15 protein-coding genes are annotated in these 16606 nt (G+C 66.9%); 6 read left to right on the plus strand and 9 right to left on the minus strand.

What is annotated here, in order from left to right; translation table 11 throughout:
* Positions 1-54: 54 nt before the first annotated feature.
* The 9 genes from ACWD6R_RS17820 to rpmH form a co-directional block, all read right to left on the minus strand.
* Positions 55-672, minus strand: coding sequence for a GNAT family N-acetyltransferase (locus ACWD6R_RS17820; protein ID WP_037702094.1), 618 nt, complete (start codon positions 670-672; stop codon positions 55-57).
* 303 nt (positions 673-975) lie between these two features.
* Entirely contained in the window at positions 976-2085 is a 1110-nt protein-coding gene (locus ACWD6R_RS17825) for a ParB/RepB/Spo0J family partition protein (RefSeq protein WP_451819532.1), read from the minus strand.
* Complete coding sequence (locus ACWD6R_RS17830) at positions 2082-3158, minus strand: ParA family protein (RefSeq protein WP_451819558.1); 1077 nt, start codon at positions 3156-3158, stop codon at positions 2082-2084. Before ACWD6R_RS17830 ends, ACWD6R_RS17825 begins: the two co-directional genes overlap by 4 nt.
* 292 nt (positions 3159-3450) lie before the next feature.
* The gene (gene rsmG / locus ACWD6R_RS17835; RefSeq protein ID WP_376338997.1) at positions 3451-4167 is read right to left on the minus strand and encodes a 16S rRNA (guanine(527)-N(7))-methyltransferase RsmG; all 717 of its coding nucleotides are present in this window, start codon (positions 4165-4167) and stop codon (positions 3451-3453) included.
* 109 nt (positions 4168-4276) lie between these two features.
* On the minus strand, positions 4277-4786 hold the full coding sequence (locus ACWD6R_RS17840) for a Jag family protein (protein WP_451819533.1): 510 nt from the start codon (positions 4784-4786) through the stop codon (positions 4277-4279).
* A 14-nt stretch (positions 4787-4800) separates the two neighbouring features.
* A complete protein-coding gene (yidC, locus tag ACWD6R_RS17845) occupies positions 4801-6081 on the minus strand; it encodes a membrane protein insertase YidC (protein ID WP_451819534.1) in 1281 nt (426 codons plus the stop codon).
* Positions 6082-6084: 3 nt separating this feature from the next.
* Positions 6085-6444 carry a membrane protein insertion efficiency factor YidD gene (gene yidD, locus ACWD6R_RS17850; RefSeq protein WP_451819535.1) on the minus strand — a complete coding sequence of 120 codons (360 nt, stop codon included), beginning with the start codon at positions 6442-6444 and terminating at the stop codon, positions 6085-6087.
* The gene (gene rnpA, locus ACWD6R_RS17855) at positions 6441-6812 is read right to left on the minus strand and encodes a ribonuclease P protein component (protein WP_451819536.1); all 372 of its coding nucleotides are present in this window, start codon (positions 6810-6812) and stop codon (positions 6441-6443) included. The genes yidD and rnpA overlap by 4 nt, the downstream gene beginning before the upstream one ends.
* An 18-nt stretch (positions 6813-6830) precedes the next feature.
* Complete coding sequence (gene rpmH, locus ACWD6R_RS17860; RefSeq protein ID WP_030930485.1) at positions 6831-6968, minus strand: 50S ribosomal protein L34; 138 nt, start codon at positions 6966-6968, stop codon at positions 6831-6833.
* Positions 6969-7347: 379 nt separating this feature from the next.
* Between rpmH and dnaA the strand changes: the two genes are divergently transcribed.
* The 6 genes from dnaA (at position 7348) to gyrB (ending at position 16603) form a co-directional block, all read left to right on the plus strand.
* A complete protein-coding gene (dnaA, locus tag ACWD6R_RS17865) occupies positions 7348-9129 on the plus strand; it encodes a chromosomal replication initiator protein DnaA (protein WP_451819537.1) in 1782 nt (593 codons plus the stop codon).
* A 1053-nt stretch (positions 9130-10182) separates the two neighbouring features.
* Complete coding sequence (dnaN, locus tag ACWD6R_RS17870) at positions 10183-11313, plus strand: DNA polymerase III subunit beta (protein WP_030930479.1); 1131 nt, start codon at positions 10183-10185, stop codon at positions 11311-11313.
* A gap of 131 nt (positions 11314-11444) precedes the next feature.
* Positions 11445-12323: a phosphogluconate dehydrogenase (NAD(+)-dependent, decarboxylating) gene (gene gnd / locus ACWD6R_RS17875; protein ID WP_451819538.1), complete on the plus strand. Its 879-nt coding sequence runs from the start codon at positions 11445-11447 to the stop codon at positions 12321-12323.
* An 84-nt stretch (positions 12324-12407) separates the two neighbouring features.
* A complete protein-coding gene (gene recF / locus ACWD6R_RS17880) occupies positions 12408-13538 on the plus strand; it encodes a DNA replication/repair protein RecF (RefSeq protein WP_451819539.1) in 1131 nt (376 codons plus the stop codon).
* Complete coding sequence (locus ACWD6R_RS17885) at positions 13535-14116, plus strand: DUF721 domain-containing protein (RefSeq protein ID WP_451819540.1); 582 nt, start codon at positions 13535-13537, stop codon at positions 14114-14116. Before recF ends, ACWD6R_RS17885 begins: the two co-directional genes overlap by 4 nt.
* A gap of 417 nt (positions 14117-14533) precedes the next feature.
* Complete coding sequence (gene gyrB / locus ACWD6R_RS17890; RefSeq protein ID WP_451819541.1) at positions 14534-16603, plus strand: DNA topoisomerase (ATP-hydrolyzing) subunit B; 2070 nt, start codon at positions 14534-14536, stop codon at positions 16601-16603.
* The last annotated feature ends 3 nt before the right edge of the window (positions 16604-16606 follow it).

Below are 16606 nucleotides of genomic sequence, written 5' to 3' on the forward strand. Positions count from 1 at the left end.
CGGGTCCATCCCTTGAGGGGATGGACCCGTTTCACATTCTCCCGAGCTCTCGGATCACAGTGGGCGCAGTGCCGGTTCCTTCTGCACGGCACCCAGCAACCGGTCCAGTGCCAATTCGACGTCTTCCTTCCACGAGAGCGTCGTGCGCAGCTCCAGTCTCAGCCGTGGATACACCGGATGCGGGCGTACGGTCTTGAAGCCCACCGCCAGCAGATGGTCAGCCGGAAGTACACAGGCCGGCTCCTTCCACCGGGCATCACCGAACGCCTCGATCGCCTTGAACCCTCGTCGCAGCAGATCCTTGGCGACGGTCTGCACCATGACCCGCCCCAGACCCTGCCCCTGATACCCGGGCATGATCCACGCAGTCATCAACTGCACGGCATCGGGGGACACGGGACTGGTGGGAAAGGCCGTCGAACGCGGAACATACGCCGGTGGCGCATAGAGAACGAAGCCGACCGGCACATCGTCCACATAGACGACCCGGCCGCACGATCCCCACTCCAGCAGGACAGCCGAGATCCACGCTTCCTTTTCCAGCTCCGGAGTGCCTGCCTTTACCGCAGCTTCCCCACTGACCGGATCAAGCTCCCAGAAGACACACGAGCGGCAACGCTTGGGGAGATCGGGAAGGTTATCCAGTGTGAGCGGTACGAGCCGCCGTCCCATGAAGGCTGTTCCTCGCTTCCTTCGCCCGCCGCATCACGTGCGGCGGTCAGTGCACTCCGTTCGCGGAGCAGGCCGCCGACAAACCCTCCGACGGCTCCCAAGCCCAGCCCCACGGTCACCAGCCGGCTGCGGCTCACTGATCGCATGGCCCTCCCTCCGCCGAGGTGGATCAAGCTGGATGTGCCATATCAGAACGAATCGTATCCACCCCGAGACGAAGCCGACACCGTGAGAAAGCAAAGGGCGGGCTGTGTTCCGGTAAGTACCCGAACACGGCCCGCCTCACGGCGCACTCGGCGGGTGTCAGCCCTCGCCGTCCTCGCCGTCCTCGGCCGACTCCTCGGAGAGACGCGGCTCCAGCACGCGGCCCTCACCCGGCGCCAGACTGCCGAGAATGCGGTCCAGATCTTCCATCGAGGCGAACTCGACGACGATCTTTCCCTTCTTCTGCCCGAGGTCGACCTTCACCCTGGTCTCGAAGCGGTCCGAGAGCCGGGAAGCAAGATCGGAGAGAGCGGGAGACAGCCGACCGCCGGCCCGGGGCCCCTTGGCCTTTGGGGTACTGGTGGTCCGGGAACCCATCAGGGTCACGATCTCCTCGACCGCACGCACCGAGAGGCCCTCGGCCACGATGCGATGGGCCAGCCGATCCTGCTCCTCGGAGTCGTCCACGGACAACAGCGCTCGGGCATGACCGGCCGACAGCACCCCGGCAGCGACCCTGCGCTGCACGGGCGGAGAGAGCCGCAGCAGACGCAGCGTGTTCGACACCTGCGGGCGCGACCGCCCGATCCGGTCGGCCAGCTGGTCATGCGTGCACTTGAAGTCCTTGAGCAGCTGGTCGTACGCGGCTGCCTCCTCCAGTGGGTTCAGCTGAGCCCGGTGGAGGTTCTCCAGGAGTGCATCCAGGAGCAGCTTCTCGTCGTCCGTGGCCCGCACGATGGCCGGGATGCGCTCCAGACCCGCCTCACGGCAGGCCCTCCAGCGCCGCTCGCCCATGATGAGCTCGTAGCGCTCCGGTCCCAGCTTCCGCACGACGACAGGCTGGAGGAGGCCGACCTCCTTGATGGAGGTGACGAGCTCGGCAAGCGCGTCCTCGTCGAACACCTCACGAGGCTGCCGGGGGTTCGGAGTGATGGAGCCGAGGAGAACCTCGGCGAAGTACGCTCCCGCAGCGTCCGTCGCCTCGGAGGAGGCTTCGGGCTGCGAGACGGGCGCACCCGGCCCCGGTACAACGGAAGCAGCCGCGAGCGTGGCCACCTTCGCAGCGGCCACTCCTCGCTCGGCCGTCATCACCGGGATCGCGCCCGGTGAGGCCGCGCCCGGCTCGGAGGCTGGTACCTGACGTTCCTGCGGGGCAGCAGGAATCAGGGCGCCGAGCCCACGCCCCAATCCTCTACGACGCTCACTCACTGGATCCCCTCCGAAATGTTCTGCTGGCTGTTCTGGCTGCCTGAGTGGGCTTGCTGGGCCTCGTAGTGCACCCCGACCCCCCGCAGGGCAATCTCACGAGCTGCTTCGAGATACGACAAGGATCCGCTGGAACCCGGGTCGTAGGTCAGCACGGTCTGCCCGTAACTCGGCGCCTCCGAGATTCGTACCGACCGGGGGATGCTTGTGCGCAGCACCTCCTTGCCGAAGTGGCTGCGCACCTCCTCCGCCACCTGGGAAGCGAGCCGGGTCCTGCCGTCGTACATGGTGAGAAGGATCGTCGACACATGCAGATCGGGGTTCAGATGTCCCCGGACGAGATCGACGTTCCTCAGCAGCTGTCCCAGTCCTTCCAGCGCGTAGTACTCGCACTGGATGGGGATCAGCACCTCGGCGCCCGCGACCATGGCGTTGACCGTCAGCAGACCGAGCGAAGGCGGGCAGTCAATAAGGATGTAGTCCAGCGGCTGCTCATACGCCTGGATCGCTCGCTGCAGTCGACTCTCCCGCGCCACCAGCGACACCAGCTCGATCTCCGCACCGGCGAGATCGATGGTGGCGGGGGCGCAGAAGAGGCCTTCGACGTCCGGTACGGGCTGCACCACGTCGGAGAGCGGCTTGCTCTCCACCAGAACGTCATAGATAGAGGGAACTTCGGCATGGTGGTCGATGCCCAGGGCCGTGGAGGCGTTTCCCTGCGGGTCGAGGTCGACCACCAGAACACGTGCGCCGTGGAGTGCAAGCGAGGCGGCAAGGTTCACCGTCGTGGTCGTCTTACCCACTCCGCCCTTCTGGTTGGCCACCACCATGACGCGTGTCTGGTCAGGGCGGGGCAGCCCCTCGCCGGCGCGGCCGAGGGCCTCGACCGCCAGCTGGGCCGCACGACCGATGGGTGTGTCATCCATCGGCGGCGGTGTTTCACGTGAAACACCGTCCCCCGCCGATTCGGCTCGGGGACCGGGGACCGGATCGGTCATCGGTCCCGCGATGTTGGCGTCGGACCGCAAGGATTCACCCTCCTCGACTTCAGGCTCGCAATGAGCAGAGCCTGCCATGCTTTCGGGGTCGTGAACCAGCGAGGCCCGCTCTTCTGTGGATGAATCCACTTCTGTGGACAACTCCGTAGCCCTAGCGGGCCTGCGATGGCGCGGAGCGGCAGCCGCACGGCCGCGGCCGATGATTCCATGCAGCAGAGAGCGACGTTTCACGTGAAACACGATGCCCCTGCAGCCTAGCTACAGGGGCACGACACTCCGCACAGAGTGCGTATGGCTGCTTGTGCGGAGCATTGCCGATAGACGGCACGAACTGTACGTAATAACTGATTCCGCAACGTAACGACGCGGCTCAGCGCCGCCGTCGCGTGCGGCTCGTCCTTGCGGCCTTGGCCCTCTTTGCGGCGAACCTCACACCACCCGGGCTCTCACCGACCACCACGCGCACCACGGTGGACATCGGCTCGACCACGCCCTCCCCGACGTGCAGCACCTCGGTCTCCACCACTCCGAGCTTGCTCAGAGCGGCCCGTGCGCCGTTGATCTCCTCCTCGGCGGTGTCGCCCTTGAGCGCCAGCATCTCCCCGTAGGGGCGCAGCAGTGGCACACCCCAGCCGGCGAGTCGATCGAGCGGCGCCACGGCACGAGCCGTGACGACATGGACCGGCTGAAGCGTCCCCAGGACTTCCTCGGCCCGGCCGCGAACCACGGTCACATGGTCCAGCCCGAGCAACTCGACGACTTCCTGGAGAAAGTTCGTCCGCCGAAGCAGCGGCTCCAGCAAGGTGATCTTCAAGTCGGGACGCACCAACGCCAGTGGAATCCCCGGGAGACCCGCTCCGGAGCCCACGTCGCAGACCGTGACACCTTCGGGCACCACTTCGGAGAGCACCGCGCAGTTCAGCAGATGCCGTTCCCACAGCCGGGGCACTTCGCGGGGGCCGATCAGACCGCGCTTGACCCCGGCATCGGCAAGGAGCTCCGCGTACCGGACAGCCTCCGGGAAGAACTCGCCGAAAACCGCCCGCGCCTCTTCAGGCGCCTGGGGAAGCTCTACTTCCGCCGTCACGGGAACCGTCCTTCCATACCGCACTACCGCACTGTGGGTGGCTGACTATCAGGCTGACAAAGATCGGCCCCGCCTGCGGACAGACGGGGCCGACAGAACAAGGGTCCGGTCAGGCCGGGAGAATGACGACGAAGCGCTGCGGCTCCTCGCCCTCCGACTCGCTGCGCAGACCTGCGGCCGCAACCGCATCATGCACAACCTTGCGCTCGAACGGCGTCATCGGGTCCAGCTTCACCGGCTCACCGGTCTTCTTGACCTCGTCCGCGGCCTTGGCACCCAGCTCGGCCAGGACCGCACGCTTCTTGGCCCGGAAGCCTGCGATGTCCAGCATCAGACGGCTGCGGTCACCGGTCTCCCGGTGCACAGCCAGTCGCGTCAGCTCCTGGAGCGCCTCCAGCACCTCACCGTCGCGGCCCACGAGCTTCTGCAGTTCACGTGCCGAGTCGCTGATGATCGAGACCGCGGCCCGGTCCGCCTCGACGTCCATGTCGATGTCACCGTCGAGGTCGGCGATGTCGAGCAGGCCCTCGAGGTAATCGGCTGCGATCTCCCCTTCCTGCTCAAGGCGGGTCAAGGTGTCGCTGCCCTCAGCGGCCGTGGAGGTGGTGCCTTCCGTCACGGATGGACTCCTTCTTACTTCTTGGACGGGTGCTTGGGCCGCTGCGGGCCCCTGCGCTGTCCGGACTTGGCTTGGCGTGAGGAGCCGGACACGGGCTTGCCCGCCGGCTTCGGATTGTCGTCCTGCGGTGCGTCCTGCTTCTGCAGCGAGGTCTTGGCCTCCGACTCGGTGGAGTCGGTCTCCTTCGCCGCACCGGGCTGATCGGCACCGGTCTGAGTCGTACCGCTCTGACGCTTCGCCTTGGTCTGGCGCTTGGGCTGCTGGCGCTTCTGTGCGGATCCACCCTCGGCCTCGGCAAGAGCGGTATCGCTCTTCGTCACCGCGCCGTCCTCCTGGGCGGCAAGGCCGAGCTTGGCCAGTCCGGTGATGAACTTCCGCTCGATGTCATTGCGGTCCGGGCCCTTGGCCACGATCCGCTTGACCGTGTTGCGCCTGGTCCGGCCGCGCACCTCCCCGTGAGCGGTGACGCTCTTCAGCAGACGTTCCAGGTACTGGTTCTGCGCCTTGCTGCCCGGGGTCGGGTTCTGGTTGATCACGTACATCTGCTGACCCATGGTCCAGACGTTCGTGGTCAGCCAGTAGACGAGGACACCGACAGGGAAGTTGATGCCCATGACGGCGAAGATCAGCGGGAAGATGTACATCAGCATCTTCTGCTGCTGCATGTACGGCGTCTTGACCGTCAGGTCGACGTTCTTCGTCATCAGCTGGCGCTGGGTGAAGAACTGCGACGCCGACATCATGACGATCATGACCGCGGTGACGACCCGGACATCGGTCAGCGAGGCTCCGAGCGCCCGGACCGTCGCTTCGCTGTCCATGAACTTGGCAGCGAGCGGAGCACCGAAGATGTGCGCCTGACGGGCGCTGTCGAGCAGCGGCTGGTCGATGACACCGATCGTCTTGCCCGAGGCGATGGCCGAGAGCACGTGATACAGAGCGAAGAAGAACGGCGACTGCGCCAGGATGGGAAGGCACGAGGAGAGCGGGTTGGTACCCGTCTCCTTGTACAGCTTCATCATCTCTTCGGACTGACGCTGCTTGTCGCTCTTGTAGCGCTCCTGGATCGCCTTCATCTTCGGCTGGAGCACCTGCATGTTCCGGGTCGACTTGATCTGCTTAACGAAAAGCGGGATCAGGCAGATCCGGATCAGCACCACCAGGGACACGATGGACAGGCCCCAGGCCCAGCCCGTGTCATCGCCGAAGATCGCTCCGTAGAGCGTGTGGAACTGGACGATGACCCACGAAACGGGGTAAGTGATAAAGCTGAACAGACTGGCAATCGTGTCCACTAATCAGGCTCCTTGAGCATTGGGCGAAGTCTCTGCGGCCGGGCTCGGGGGTTCGGAGACCGTCCCCCCGGGAGGCACATCAGCGGCGGAGTCCCCGCCCTTGCTGCCACGTAGTGCATTACGCAGCAGTTCGTGCCAACGCGGACGTTTGCGTGGCGGAACATGGTCCACGCCGCCGGGTGACCACGGATTGCACCGCAGGATGCGCCATGCGGTCAGCGCGGTTCCCTTGATCGCTCCGTGCCGGTCGATCGCCGTATATCCATAGTGGGAACACGACGGGTAGTAACGGCAGACCGGCCCGAGGAGTGGGCTGATCGTCCACTGGTACAGCTTGATCAGAGCCAGCAGCGGGTACTTCATCGCGCGCCCCCTCCCAGCAGCCGCTGAAGGGCGGCGTCCAGGTCTCGGGCCAGCTGTTCATGGTCGGCGTCGCCCGATCCGGGCAGCGCTCGTACGACAACCAGGCTACCGGGGGGCAGCATGGCCAGACGATCGCGGACCAGATGGCGAAGCCTCCGCTTCACGGCTGTGCGTACGACCGCGCCACCCACGGCTTTGCTGACAACGAAACCCGCACGCGGCGGGGGAGCACTCTCCCCAGTCACGTGCGGGTCCGTTGCACCGCTGCGTAGATGGACGACGAGTAGCGGGCGTCCGGCCCGGCATCCTCGACGTACTGCGGTCGCGAAGTCCTCGCGCCGCCTCAGCCGATTCTCGGTAGGCAGCACGTCATGACCTGTATGCGATCAGGCGGACAGGTTGGCGCGACCCTTGCCACGGCGGGACGCGAGGATCGCGCGGCCGGCACGGGTGCGCATACGCAGCCGGAAGCCGTGGGTCTTCGCGCGACGACGGTTGTTCGGCTGGAAGGTGCGCTTGCTCACTCGGGGGCTCCAGAAATGATTGTGTGTTGGCGGGACATCGCCTGGCTGTCACCGTGCGCCCACGAGAGACTCGCGTAAACGCCTTAGTGCACCGCTTCACAATCACAGATCGTGATCTTTGCCCATCGGAGGCAGGCGGCAGCAGCCATCGACAACTCGACCTGGTCACGGTACGCGCGGCTACGTCATCCGGTCAAACCCGCCCCGCGAAGGCCCGCGCTGTACACAGCCTGTGGACAACGACTTGAACCTCGCGGGTCGGCCTGACTACCGTGGTTGGACGCAGTTCTTTTTCTTCCCGCCTGCCGGGCCTCACCCGTCCCGACCCATCCCGTCCCGAGAACCACACATTCGTGGGACCAGCGAGAGAGCGTGCCTTGTGGCTGACGTACCTGCCGATCTTGCCGCAGTGTGGCCACGAGTGCTGGAGCAACTCCTCGGGGAGGGCCAGCAGGGCATCGAGCCGAAGGACAAGCAGTGGATCGAGCGCTGCCAGCCGCTCGCACTGGTCGCCGACACCGCGCTGCTCGCCGTGCCCAACGAATGGGGCAAGCGCGTCCTCGAGGGACGGCTTGCGCCGCTCATCAGCGAGACCCTGAGCCGCGAATGCGGACGCCCGATCCGGATCGCGATCACCGTCGACGACTCGGCGGGCGAGCCGCCGAACCCGCCGGCACCCCCGATGCACCAGTCCCAGCAGCCGCAGCAGCACCGCTACCAGGGACCGCAGCACAACGACGCGTACGACGGATACGGCCACCGGCCCTCGGACGACGGCTTGCCGACGGCCCGCCCCGCCTACCCCGACTACCAGCAGCAGCGCCCCGAGCCCGGGGCCTGGCCGCGCACCCAGGAGGACCTCTCCTGGCAGCAGCCCCGGCTCGGCGGATTCCAGGAGCGCGACGCGTCCGCAGAGCAGTGGCGTGAGCCGCAGCACGACTACCGCCCCCAGCAGCACGACTACCGGTCGCAGCCGCCCGAGCGCCAGGGTTACGAGCAGCAGCGCCCCGAGCGCCACGACATGCCGGACCCCCAGCACCGGCAGGGCGGTCCCGGCACCGGACGCCCCGGCGGCGCCACCGGACCGATGGGTGCACAGCCCGCACCCGCACCCGGTCCCGGCGAACCCCATGCCCGGCTGAATCCGAAGTACCTCTTCGACACCTTTGTCATCGGCGCATCCAACCGATTCGCGCACGCCGCCGCCGTCGCTGTCGCCGAGGCACCCGCGAAGGCGTACAACCCCCTCTTCATCTATGGGGAGTCGGGGCTCGGCAAGACTCACCTGCTGCATGCCATCGGGCACTACGCGCGCAGTCTCTACCCGGGCACCCGAGTGCGCTATGTGAGCTCCGAGGAGTTCACCAACGAGTTCATCAACTCGATCCGCGACGGCAAGGGCGACACCTTCCGCAAGCGGTACCGCGACGTGGACATCCTGCTGGTCGACGACATCCAGTTCCTGGCGAGCAAGGAGTCGACGCAGGAGGAGTTCTTCCACACCTTCAACACGCTCCACAACGCCAACAAGCAGATCGTGCTGTCCTCGGACCGGCCGCCCAAGCAGCTGGTCACCCTGGAGGACCGGCTGAGGAACCGTTTCGAGTGGGGTCTGACCACCGATGTGCAGCCGCCGGAGCTGGAGACGCGCATCGCGATCCTCCGTAAGAAGGCGGTGCAGGAGCAGCTCAACGCCCCGCCGGAGGTCCTGGAGTTCATCGCCTCCCGCATCTCGCGCAACATCCGGGAGCTGGAGGGAGCGCTGATCCGGGTGACGGCCTTCGCCAGCCTCAACCGGCAGCCTGTGGATCTCGGGCTGACCGAGATCGTGCTGAAGGACCTGATCCCGGGTGGCGAGGACTCGGCTCCGGAGATCACGGCGACGGCCATCATGGCGGCGACCGCCGACTACTTCGGTCTGACCGTGGAGGACCTCTGCGGATCCTCACGCAGCCGGGTGCTGGTGACGGCTCGCCAGATCGCGATGTATCTCTGCCGTGAGCTGACCGATCTCTCGCTGCCCAAGATCGGCGCGCAGTTCGGCGGCCGCGACCACACGACGGTGATGCACGCGGACCGCAAGATCCGTGCACTGATGGCGGAGCGACGCTCCATCTACAACCAGGTCACCGAGCTCACCAACCGCATCAAGAACGGCTGACAGAGCGCCGGTACGGCTTCTGGATCGACTTCATGCACGGCGCCGAGGGCGCCCCTGCCGGACTTCCACACAAGTCCGGCAGGGGCGCCCTTCGTCGTCTCCTGCCCACATCCATGGGACCGGGGCATGTCTCGGCGTGGCTCTGGACCGTTCCTGCCGACCACCGGGAGCTCTCCTGCCGGCCTCCGGAACGCCTCCGTGGGGCTGCCGGGACACCTTGGCGGAGCTGCCAGAGGCCTCCCGGAGCCCTTCCCGGCGCCATCCGCACGCCTCCGCCCCGGCCCTGGTGTTCGAATACGCGCCGCCGACCTGCGGTTCTCCACAGATCTGGGGAAAATTTCCCCTCCACAGCCTGGGGATCGCGAAGTTGTCCATATTGCTTCCACAGGGGCGACTGCCGATACTCCATCAGGCCAGGTCAAGGGCCTGGGGATTTGTGGTCAACAGTGATCCACAGCCTGTGGACAAAATATTCGTCCACAGGGGCCCCCCGATGTTGTCCACCGACGGCCCACAGGCGGGGCTGCGTTGTCCCCAGCTTCTCCACACCCCTGTCCACTGTTCGGCAACACAACACCCGCCTTCACCGCGCGGAGTGAAAGGCGTCACACCAAGGAGCCCGGTTGGGCTGTGGGGAACCTGGGTAAAACTGGGGACAGCCCTGGGGAGAAACACCCCTGTCCTGTGCATCGGGTGTGCAGAACTTTTGCGTGTCCACAGAAACGCCGGGTTGTCCACCGATGCCACCCACAGGACCAGTGGATAAAAAACTGGGCCTGACCTGCGAAAACGACGTTATCCACGGTTTCCACAGGCCCTACTACTACTGCCACTTAGAGTTAGCTCGGATTCCGCTTCGAAGTGGGTGCTGTGCACAACTCGGCGCCGGAGCTCTCCGAACCTCTTGTCGCGACTTGACCCCGAGCAGCACCGAGTGTCGGTGCCGTACGTCAGACTGGTCCCCGGACGTCCTCCCCCTGCCATCGGTGGAGCGACCCCGACCAGACCACGAAGGCCAGCAGGGCGAGCGAGCAACAGCAGGAGGCGGTTCCGGTGAAGATCCGGGTGGAGCGCGATGTACTCGCGGAGGCGGTGGCCTGGGTGGCCCGCAGCCTTCCGGCCCGTCCGCCGGCGCCCGTTCTTGCGGGCCTTCTTCTGAAGGCTGAGGACGGCGCCCTCAGCTTCTCCAGCTTCGACTACGAGGTTTCGGCCCGGGTCTCGGTGGACGCCGAGGTCGAGGAGGACGGCACGGTGCTGGTCTCCGGCCGGCTGCTCGCCGACATCTGCCGCGCCCTCCCCAACCGACCGGTGGAGATTTCCACCGACGGTGTACGGGCCACCGTGGTCTGCGGCTCCTCGCGATTCACACTCCACACCCTTCCTGTGGAGGAGTACCCGGCGCTGCCGCAGATGCCGACGGCGACGGGCACGGTCCCCGGCGAGGTCTTCGCCTCGGCCGCCGCCCAGGTCGCCATCGCCGCGGGCCGGGACGACACGCTGCCTGTCCTGACCGGTGTGCGGATCGAGATCGAGGGCGACACCGTCACCCTGGCGTCCACCGACCGCTACCGCTTCGCGGTCCGCGAGTTCCTGTGGAAGCCGGAGAACCCGGACGCCTCGGCCGTCGCCCTGGTGCCCGCCAAGACGCTGCTGGACACCGCCAAGGCTCTGACCAGCGGTGACACGGTGACGCTGGCGCTGTCCGGCTCGGGTGCCGGTGAAGGTCTGATCGGTTTCGAGGGCGCGGGCCGGCGTACGACCACGCGACTGCTCGAAGGCGATCTGCCGAAGTACCGGACGCTGTTCCCCACCGAGTTCAACTCGGTCGCCGTCATCGAGACCGCCCCGTTCGTCGAGGCCGTCAAGCGTGTGGCCCTCGTCGCCGAGCGGAACACCCCGGTGCGGCTCAGCTTCGAGCAGGGTGTGCTGATCCTGGAAGCCGGATCCAGCGACGATGCACAGGCTGTGGAGCGCGTCGACGCCGTGCTGGACGGTGACGACATCTCGATCGCCTTCAACCCGACCTTCCTGCTCGACGGGCTCAGCGCGATCGACTCCCCGGTCGCCCAGCTCTCCTTCACGACGTCCACCAAGCCTGCGCTGCTCAGCGGCCGGCCGGCTGTGGATGCCGAAGCGGATGACGCGTACAAGTACCTGATCATGCCGGTCCGCCTCTCCGGCTGATCCGGCCACCGGTCCTGTAACGGCAGCTTCCGACGGGCACGCTCAGAGCCGAGCATGCCCGTCGGTCTGTCCCCGGCCGGGCGTAGGCTCGGCCTAGGGTACGAATCGGCACAACGCTTAAGGAATCTCTGATGGAGCTCGGTCTCGTCGGCCTCGGCAAGATGGGCGGCAACATGCGCGAGCGCATCCGCCGCGCAGGCCACGCCGTCATCGGTTACGACCGCAACCCGGACGTCTCCGATGTCCACAGCCTCGAAGAGCTTGTGGGCAAGCTGAAGGGCCCGCGGGTCATCTGGGTGATGGTCCCGGCCGGTGCCGCGACCCAGTCCACGATCGACGAGCTGGCCGCGCTGCTCTCACCCGGCGACATCGTCGTGGACGGCGGCAACTCCCGCTGGACGGACGACGAGAAGCACGCGGTCGAGCTGGGCATCAAGGGCATCGGCTTCGTCGATTGCGGTGTCTCGGGCGGCGTCTGGGGCCTGGAGAACGGCTACGCGCTGATGTACGGCGGCGACGCCGAGAACGTGGCGAAGGTCCAGCCGGTCTTCGACGCGCTGAAGCCGGAAGGCGACTTCGGTTCTGTCCACGCGGGCAAGGTCGGCGCCGGCCACTTCGCGAAGATGGTCCACAACGGCATCGAGTACGCCATGATGCAGGCCTACGCCGAGGGCTGGGAGCTGCTGGAGAAGGTCGACTCCGTCACCGATGTGCGCGAGGTCTTCCGCTCCTGGCAGGAGGGCACGGTCATCCGTTCCTGGCTGCTCGACCTGGCGGTCAACGCGCTGGACGACGACGAGCACCTCGACAAGCTCCGTGGCTTCGCCGCCGACTCCGGTGAGGGCCGGTGGACGGTGGAGGCCGCGATCGACAACGCGGTGCCGCTGCCCGCGATCACCGCGTCGCTCTTCGCGCGATTCGCCTCGCGCCAGGACGACTCCCCGCAGATGAAGATGATCGCCGCGCTGCGCAACCAGTTCGGTGGTCACGCGGTCGAGAACAAGAAGTAACCGCACCGAGGGCGGGCCGGACCAACATCACCGGCCCGCGCTGCGGAGCACGGAGCAGGAAGCCGGGAAGGTCGGCATACATCCATGCATGTCACGCATCTCTCGCTGGCCGACTTCCGCTCGTACGCCCGGGTCGAGGTGCCTCTCGACCCGGGCGTCACCGCCTTCGTGGGGGCGAACGGTCAGGGCAAGACGAATCTGGTCGAGGCCGTCGGCTACCTCGCGACGCTCGGTAGCCATCGTGTCTCCTCCGATGCGCCACTGGTGCGGATGGGTGCGGACCGGGCCGTCATCCGGGCCGCCGTCACCCAGGGCGAGCGCGCGCAGCTGATCGAGCTGGAGCTCAACCCGGGCAAGGCCAATCGCGCCCGGATCAATCGATCGTCGCAGGTCAGGCCCCGTGACGTGCTGGGGATCGTACGGACCGTGCTGTTCGCGCCGGAGGATCTGGCGCTCGTCAAGGGCGATCCCGGGGAGCGTCGGCGCTTCCTCGACGAGCTGATCACGGCGCGTTTGCCGCGGATGGCCGGTGTCCGCTCGGACTATGAGCGGGTGCTGAAGCAGCGCAACACCCTGCTGAAGTCCGCGGCGATGGCGCGCAGGCACGGCGGCCGGTCGATGGATCTGTCCACCCTCGACGTGTGGGACCAGCATCTGGGCCGGGTGGGCGCGGAGCTGCTGGCGCAGCGGCTGGATCTGATCGCGACCCTGCAGCCGCTGACGGACAAGGCGTACGCGGATGTCGCGCCCGGTGGTGGCCCGGTGACGCTGGAGTACCGCAGTTCCGTCGGTGCGGGCGTGGAGCCCGCTCGTACCCGTGACGAGCTGTACGACCAGCTGCTCGCTGCACTCGCGGAGGTCCGCAAGCAGGAGATCGAGCGGGGTGTGACGCTGGTCGGTCCGCACCGTGACGATCTGCTGCTGGGACTGCGCGGGATGCCCGCCAAGGGGTACGCGAGCCATGGCGAGTCCTGGTCGTACGCGCTGGCGCTGCGGCTTGCCTCGTACGATCTGCTGCGCACCGAGGGCAATGAGCCGGTGCTCGTCCTGGACGATGTCTTTGCCGAGCTGGACGCGCGGCGCCGGGAGAGGCTGGCGGAGCTGGTGGCTCCGGGTGAGCAGGTGCTGGTGACGGCGGCGGTGGACGATGACGTTCCGGGTGTGCTGGCGGGAACACGGTATGCGGTGTCGGCGGGCGAGGTGACGCGGATATGAGCGGCTCCGTCGATCCGGCGAAGGGCGCTGCCGACGGCCCTCAGGAGCCGTTGGGCGGGGCGAAGCAGCCGGAGGCGTCCGGTGTCGATCTGGCGCGGGTCGCCTTGCGTGCCGCGAAGGAGCAGGCTCGGGCGCGCGGGGCCGCGGCGCAGCAGAAGAAACAGGCCAGACGGGGCGGTGGCCTGCGTTCGGGCGCGCGGGCGGACGGGCGCGATCCGTTGCCGCTGGGCGCCGCGATCAATCGTCTGATCACCGAGCGCGGCTGGGAGACCCCCGCGGCGGTGGGCGGTGTGATGGGCCGCTGGCCGCAGATCGTCGGTGAGGATCTGGCCAATCACTGTGTGCCGCTGCGGTACGACGAGGCCCCCGAGGAGCGGGTGCTCACGGTGCAGTGCGATTCGACGGCCTGGGCGACGCAGCTGCGGCTGCTGGCGCCGCAGCTGGTCGCCCGGCTGAACGCGGAGCTGGGGCACGGCACCGTGAAGTTGATCAAGGTTCTGGGGCCGGGCGGTCCCCAGCGCAGATTCGGTCCGCTGCGTGCGCCGGGAAGCGTCGGCCCGGGCGACACCTACGGCTGACCTGGGCTTTTCTCTCCCTGCGCGGTTCTTTGCCCGATGTCGGCGGCTGCCGTTCCGCAGTCCGGAGAAGGTTCGGCTGCGGTGGTGTGCTGCCTTCTCTGCAGTGTTGTCCGTTGCTTCCGTGATGTACGGGTCTGTGCAGGTTGAAACCCCGCGGTGTGGCCGAGGCGTCCCTCACCGTAGCGAGAGGTTGACAGGCCGAAGCGCTCAATGCCCGCGTGAGCCTCTTGGGGCCCCATCCTGAATATGGGGAGTCGTCAGGCGCTCATTCAGGGCGGCACATGCGGACTCAGGTACCGGCAAACCCCCATTCGTGTCGGCGCTACCGGTAGACTGGTGAACAATCCCGCATCCTTGCGGGAGTCGTCGATACAAGCCGAACGACGCAGCCGCTCCCGCCTGTCCGGAGAACGGCCTGTGCTGTGCCAGAAAGGGCGCTTCGTGGCCGATTCCGGCAACCCCAACGAGAACATTCCGTCCACACCCGGTGAGAGCGGCGAGGTGGCTGCCTCGTACGACGCCAGCGCGATCACCGTCCTCGAGGGCCTGGACGCGGTCCGCAAGCGACCTGGCATGTACATCGGCTCGACCGGTGAGCGTGGACTTCACCACCTTGTGCAAGAGGTCGTCGACAACTCGGTCGACGAAGCCCTGGCCGGGCACGCGGACGCCATCGACGTCACGATCCTTGCCGACGGCGGGGTCCGGGTGATCGACAACGGTCGCGGTATCCCCGTCGACATCGTGCCGTCGGAGAAGAAGCCCGCGGTCGAGGTCGTGCTGACGGTGCTGCACGCCGGCGGCAAGTTCGGCGGCGGCGGATATGCCGTCTCCGGCGGTCTGCACGGTGTCGGTGTCTCCGTCGTGAACGCCCTGTCGGCGCGCGTCTCCGTCGAGGTCAGGCGGGACGGCTACCGCTGGACCCAGGACTACAAGCTCGGTGTGCCCACGGCGCCGCTGGCCCGTAACGAGGCCACCGGGGAGACCGGTACGACCGTCACCTTCTGGGCCGACGGCGACATCTTCGAGACCACCGAGTACTCCTTCGAGACCTTGTCGCGCCGCTTCCAGGAGATGGCGTTCCTCAACAAGGGCCTGACGATCAGGCTCACGGACGAGCGTGAGTCGGCGAAGGCGACGGCGGGCGCGGATGTCGCGGAGGTCGCCGAGGTCGCCGAGGAGGAAGCGGCCCGCACGGTCACGTACCACTACGAGGGCGGCATCGTCGACTTCGTGAAGTACCTCAACTCCCGCAAGGGCGACGTCATTCACCAGTCGGTGATCGACATCGAGGCCGAGGACAAGGAGCGACTCCTCTCGGCCGAGATCGCGATGCAGTGGAACACGCAGTACAGCGAGGGCGTCTACTCCTTCGCCAACACGATCCACACGCATGAGGGCGGTACGCACGAGGAGGGCTTCCGTGCGGCGCTGACCACGCTGGTCAACAAGTACGCGCGGGACAAGAAGCTGCTGCGCGAGAAGGACGACAACCTCACGGGTGACGACATCCGTGAGGGTCTGACGGCGATCATCTCGGTGAAGCTGGGTGAGCCGCAGTTCGAGGGCCAGACGAAGACCAAGCTGGGCAACACGGAGGCGAAGACCTTCGTCCAGAAGGTGGTCCACGAGCACCTCACGGACTGGTTCGACCGGAACCCGAACGAGGCCGCGGACATCATCCGCAAGGGCATCGCGGCGGCCACGGCCCGCGTCGCCGCCCGGAAGGCGCGCGACCTGACCCGTCGCAAGGGGCTCCTGGAGAGCGCCTCGCTGCCGGGCAAGCTGAGCGACTGCCAGTCGAACGACCCGACGAAGTGCGAGATCTTCATCGTCGAGGGTGACTCCGCCGGTGGTTCGGCGAAGTCCGGCCGTAACCCGATGTACCAGGCCATCCTGCCGATCCGAGGCAAGATCCTGAACGTCGAGAAGGCCCGGGTCGACAAGATCCTGCAGAACACCGAGGTCCAGGCACTGATCTCGGCCTTCGGTACCGGAGTCCACGAGGACTTCGACATCGAGAAGCTCCGCTATCACAAGATCATTCTGATGGCGGACGCCGACGTCGACGGTCAGCACATCAACACGCTGCTGCTGACGTTCCTCTTCCGCTTCCTGCGGCCGTTGGTCGAGGCCGGCCATGTCTACCTCTCCCGCCCGCCGCTCTACAAGATCAAGTGGGGCCGTGACGACTTCGAGTACGCGTACTCGGACCGCGAGCGCGACGCCCTGGTCGAACTCGGCAAGCAGAACGGCAAGCGGATCAGGGAAGACTCGATCCAGCGCTTCAAGGGTCTCGGCGAGATGAACGCCGAGGAGCTGCGCATCACGACGATGGACGTCGACCACCGCGTGCTCGGCCAGGTCACGCTGGACGACGCGGCGCAGGCCGACGACCTCTTCTCGGTGCTGATGGGTGAGGACGTCGAGGCACGGCGCTCGTTCATCCAGCGCAACGCCAAGGACGTCCGCTTCCTCGACATCTGAGTC

Source organism: Streptomyces sp. NPDC005151 (assembly GCF_053599875.1).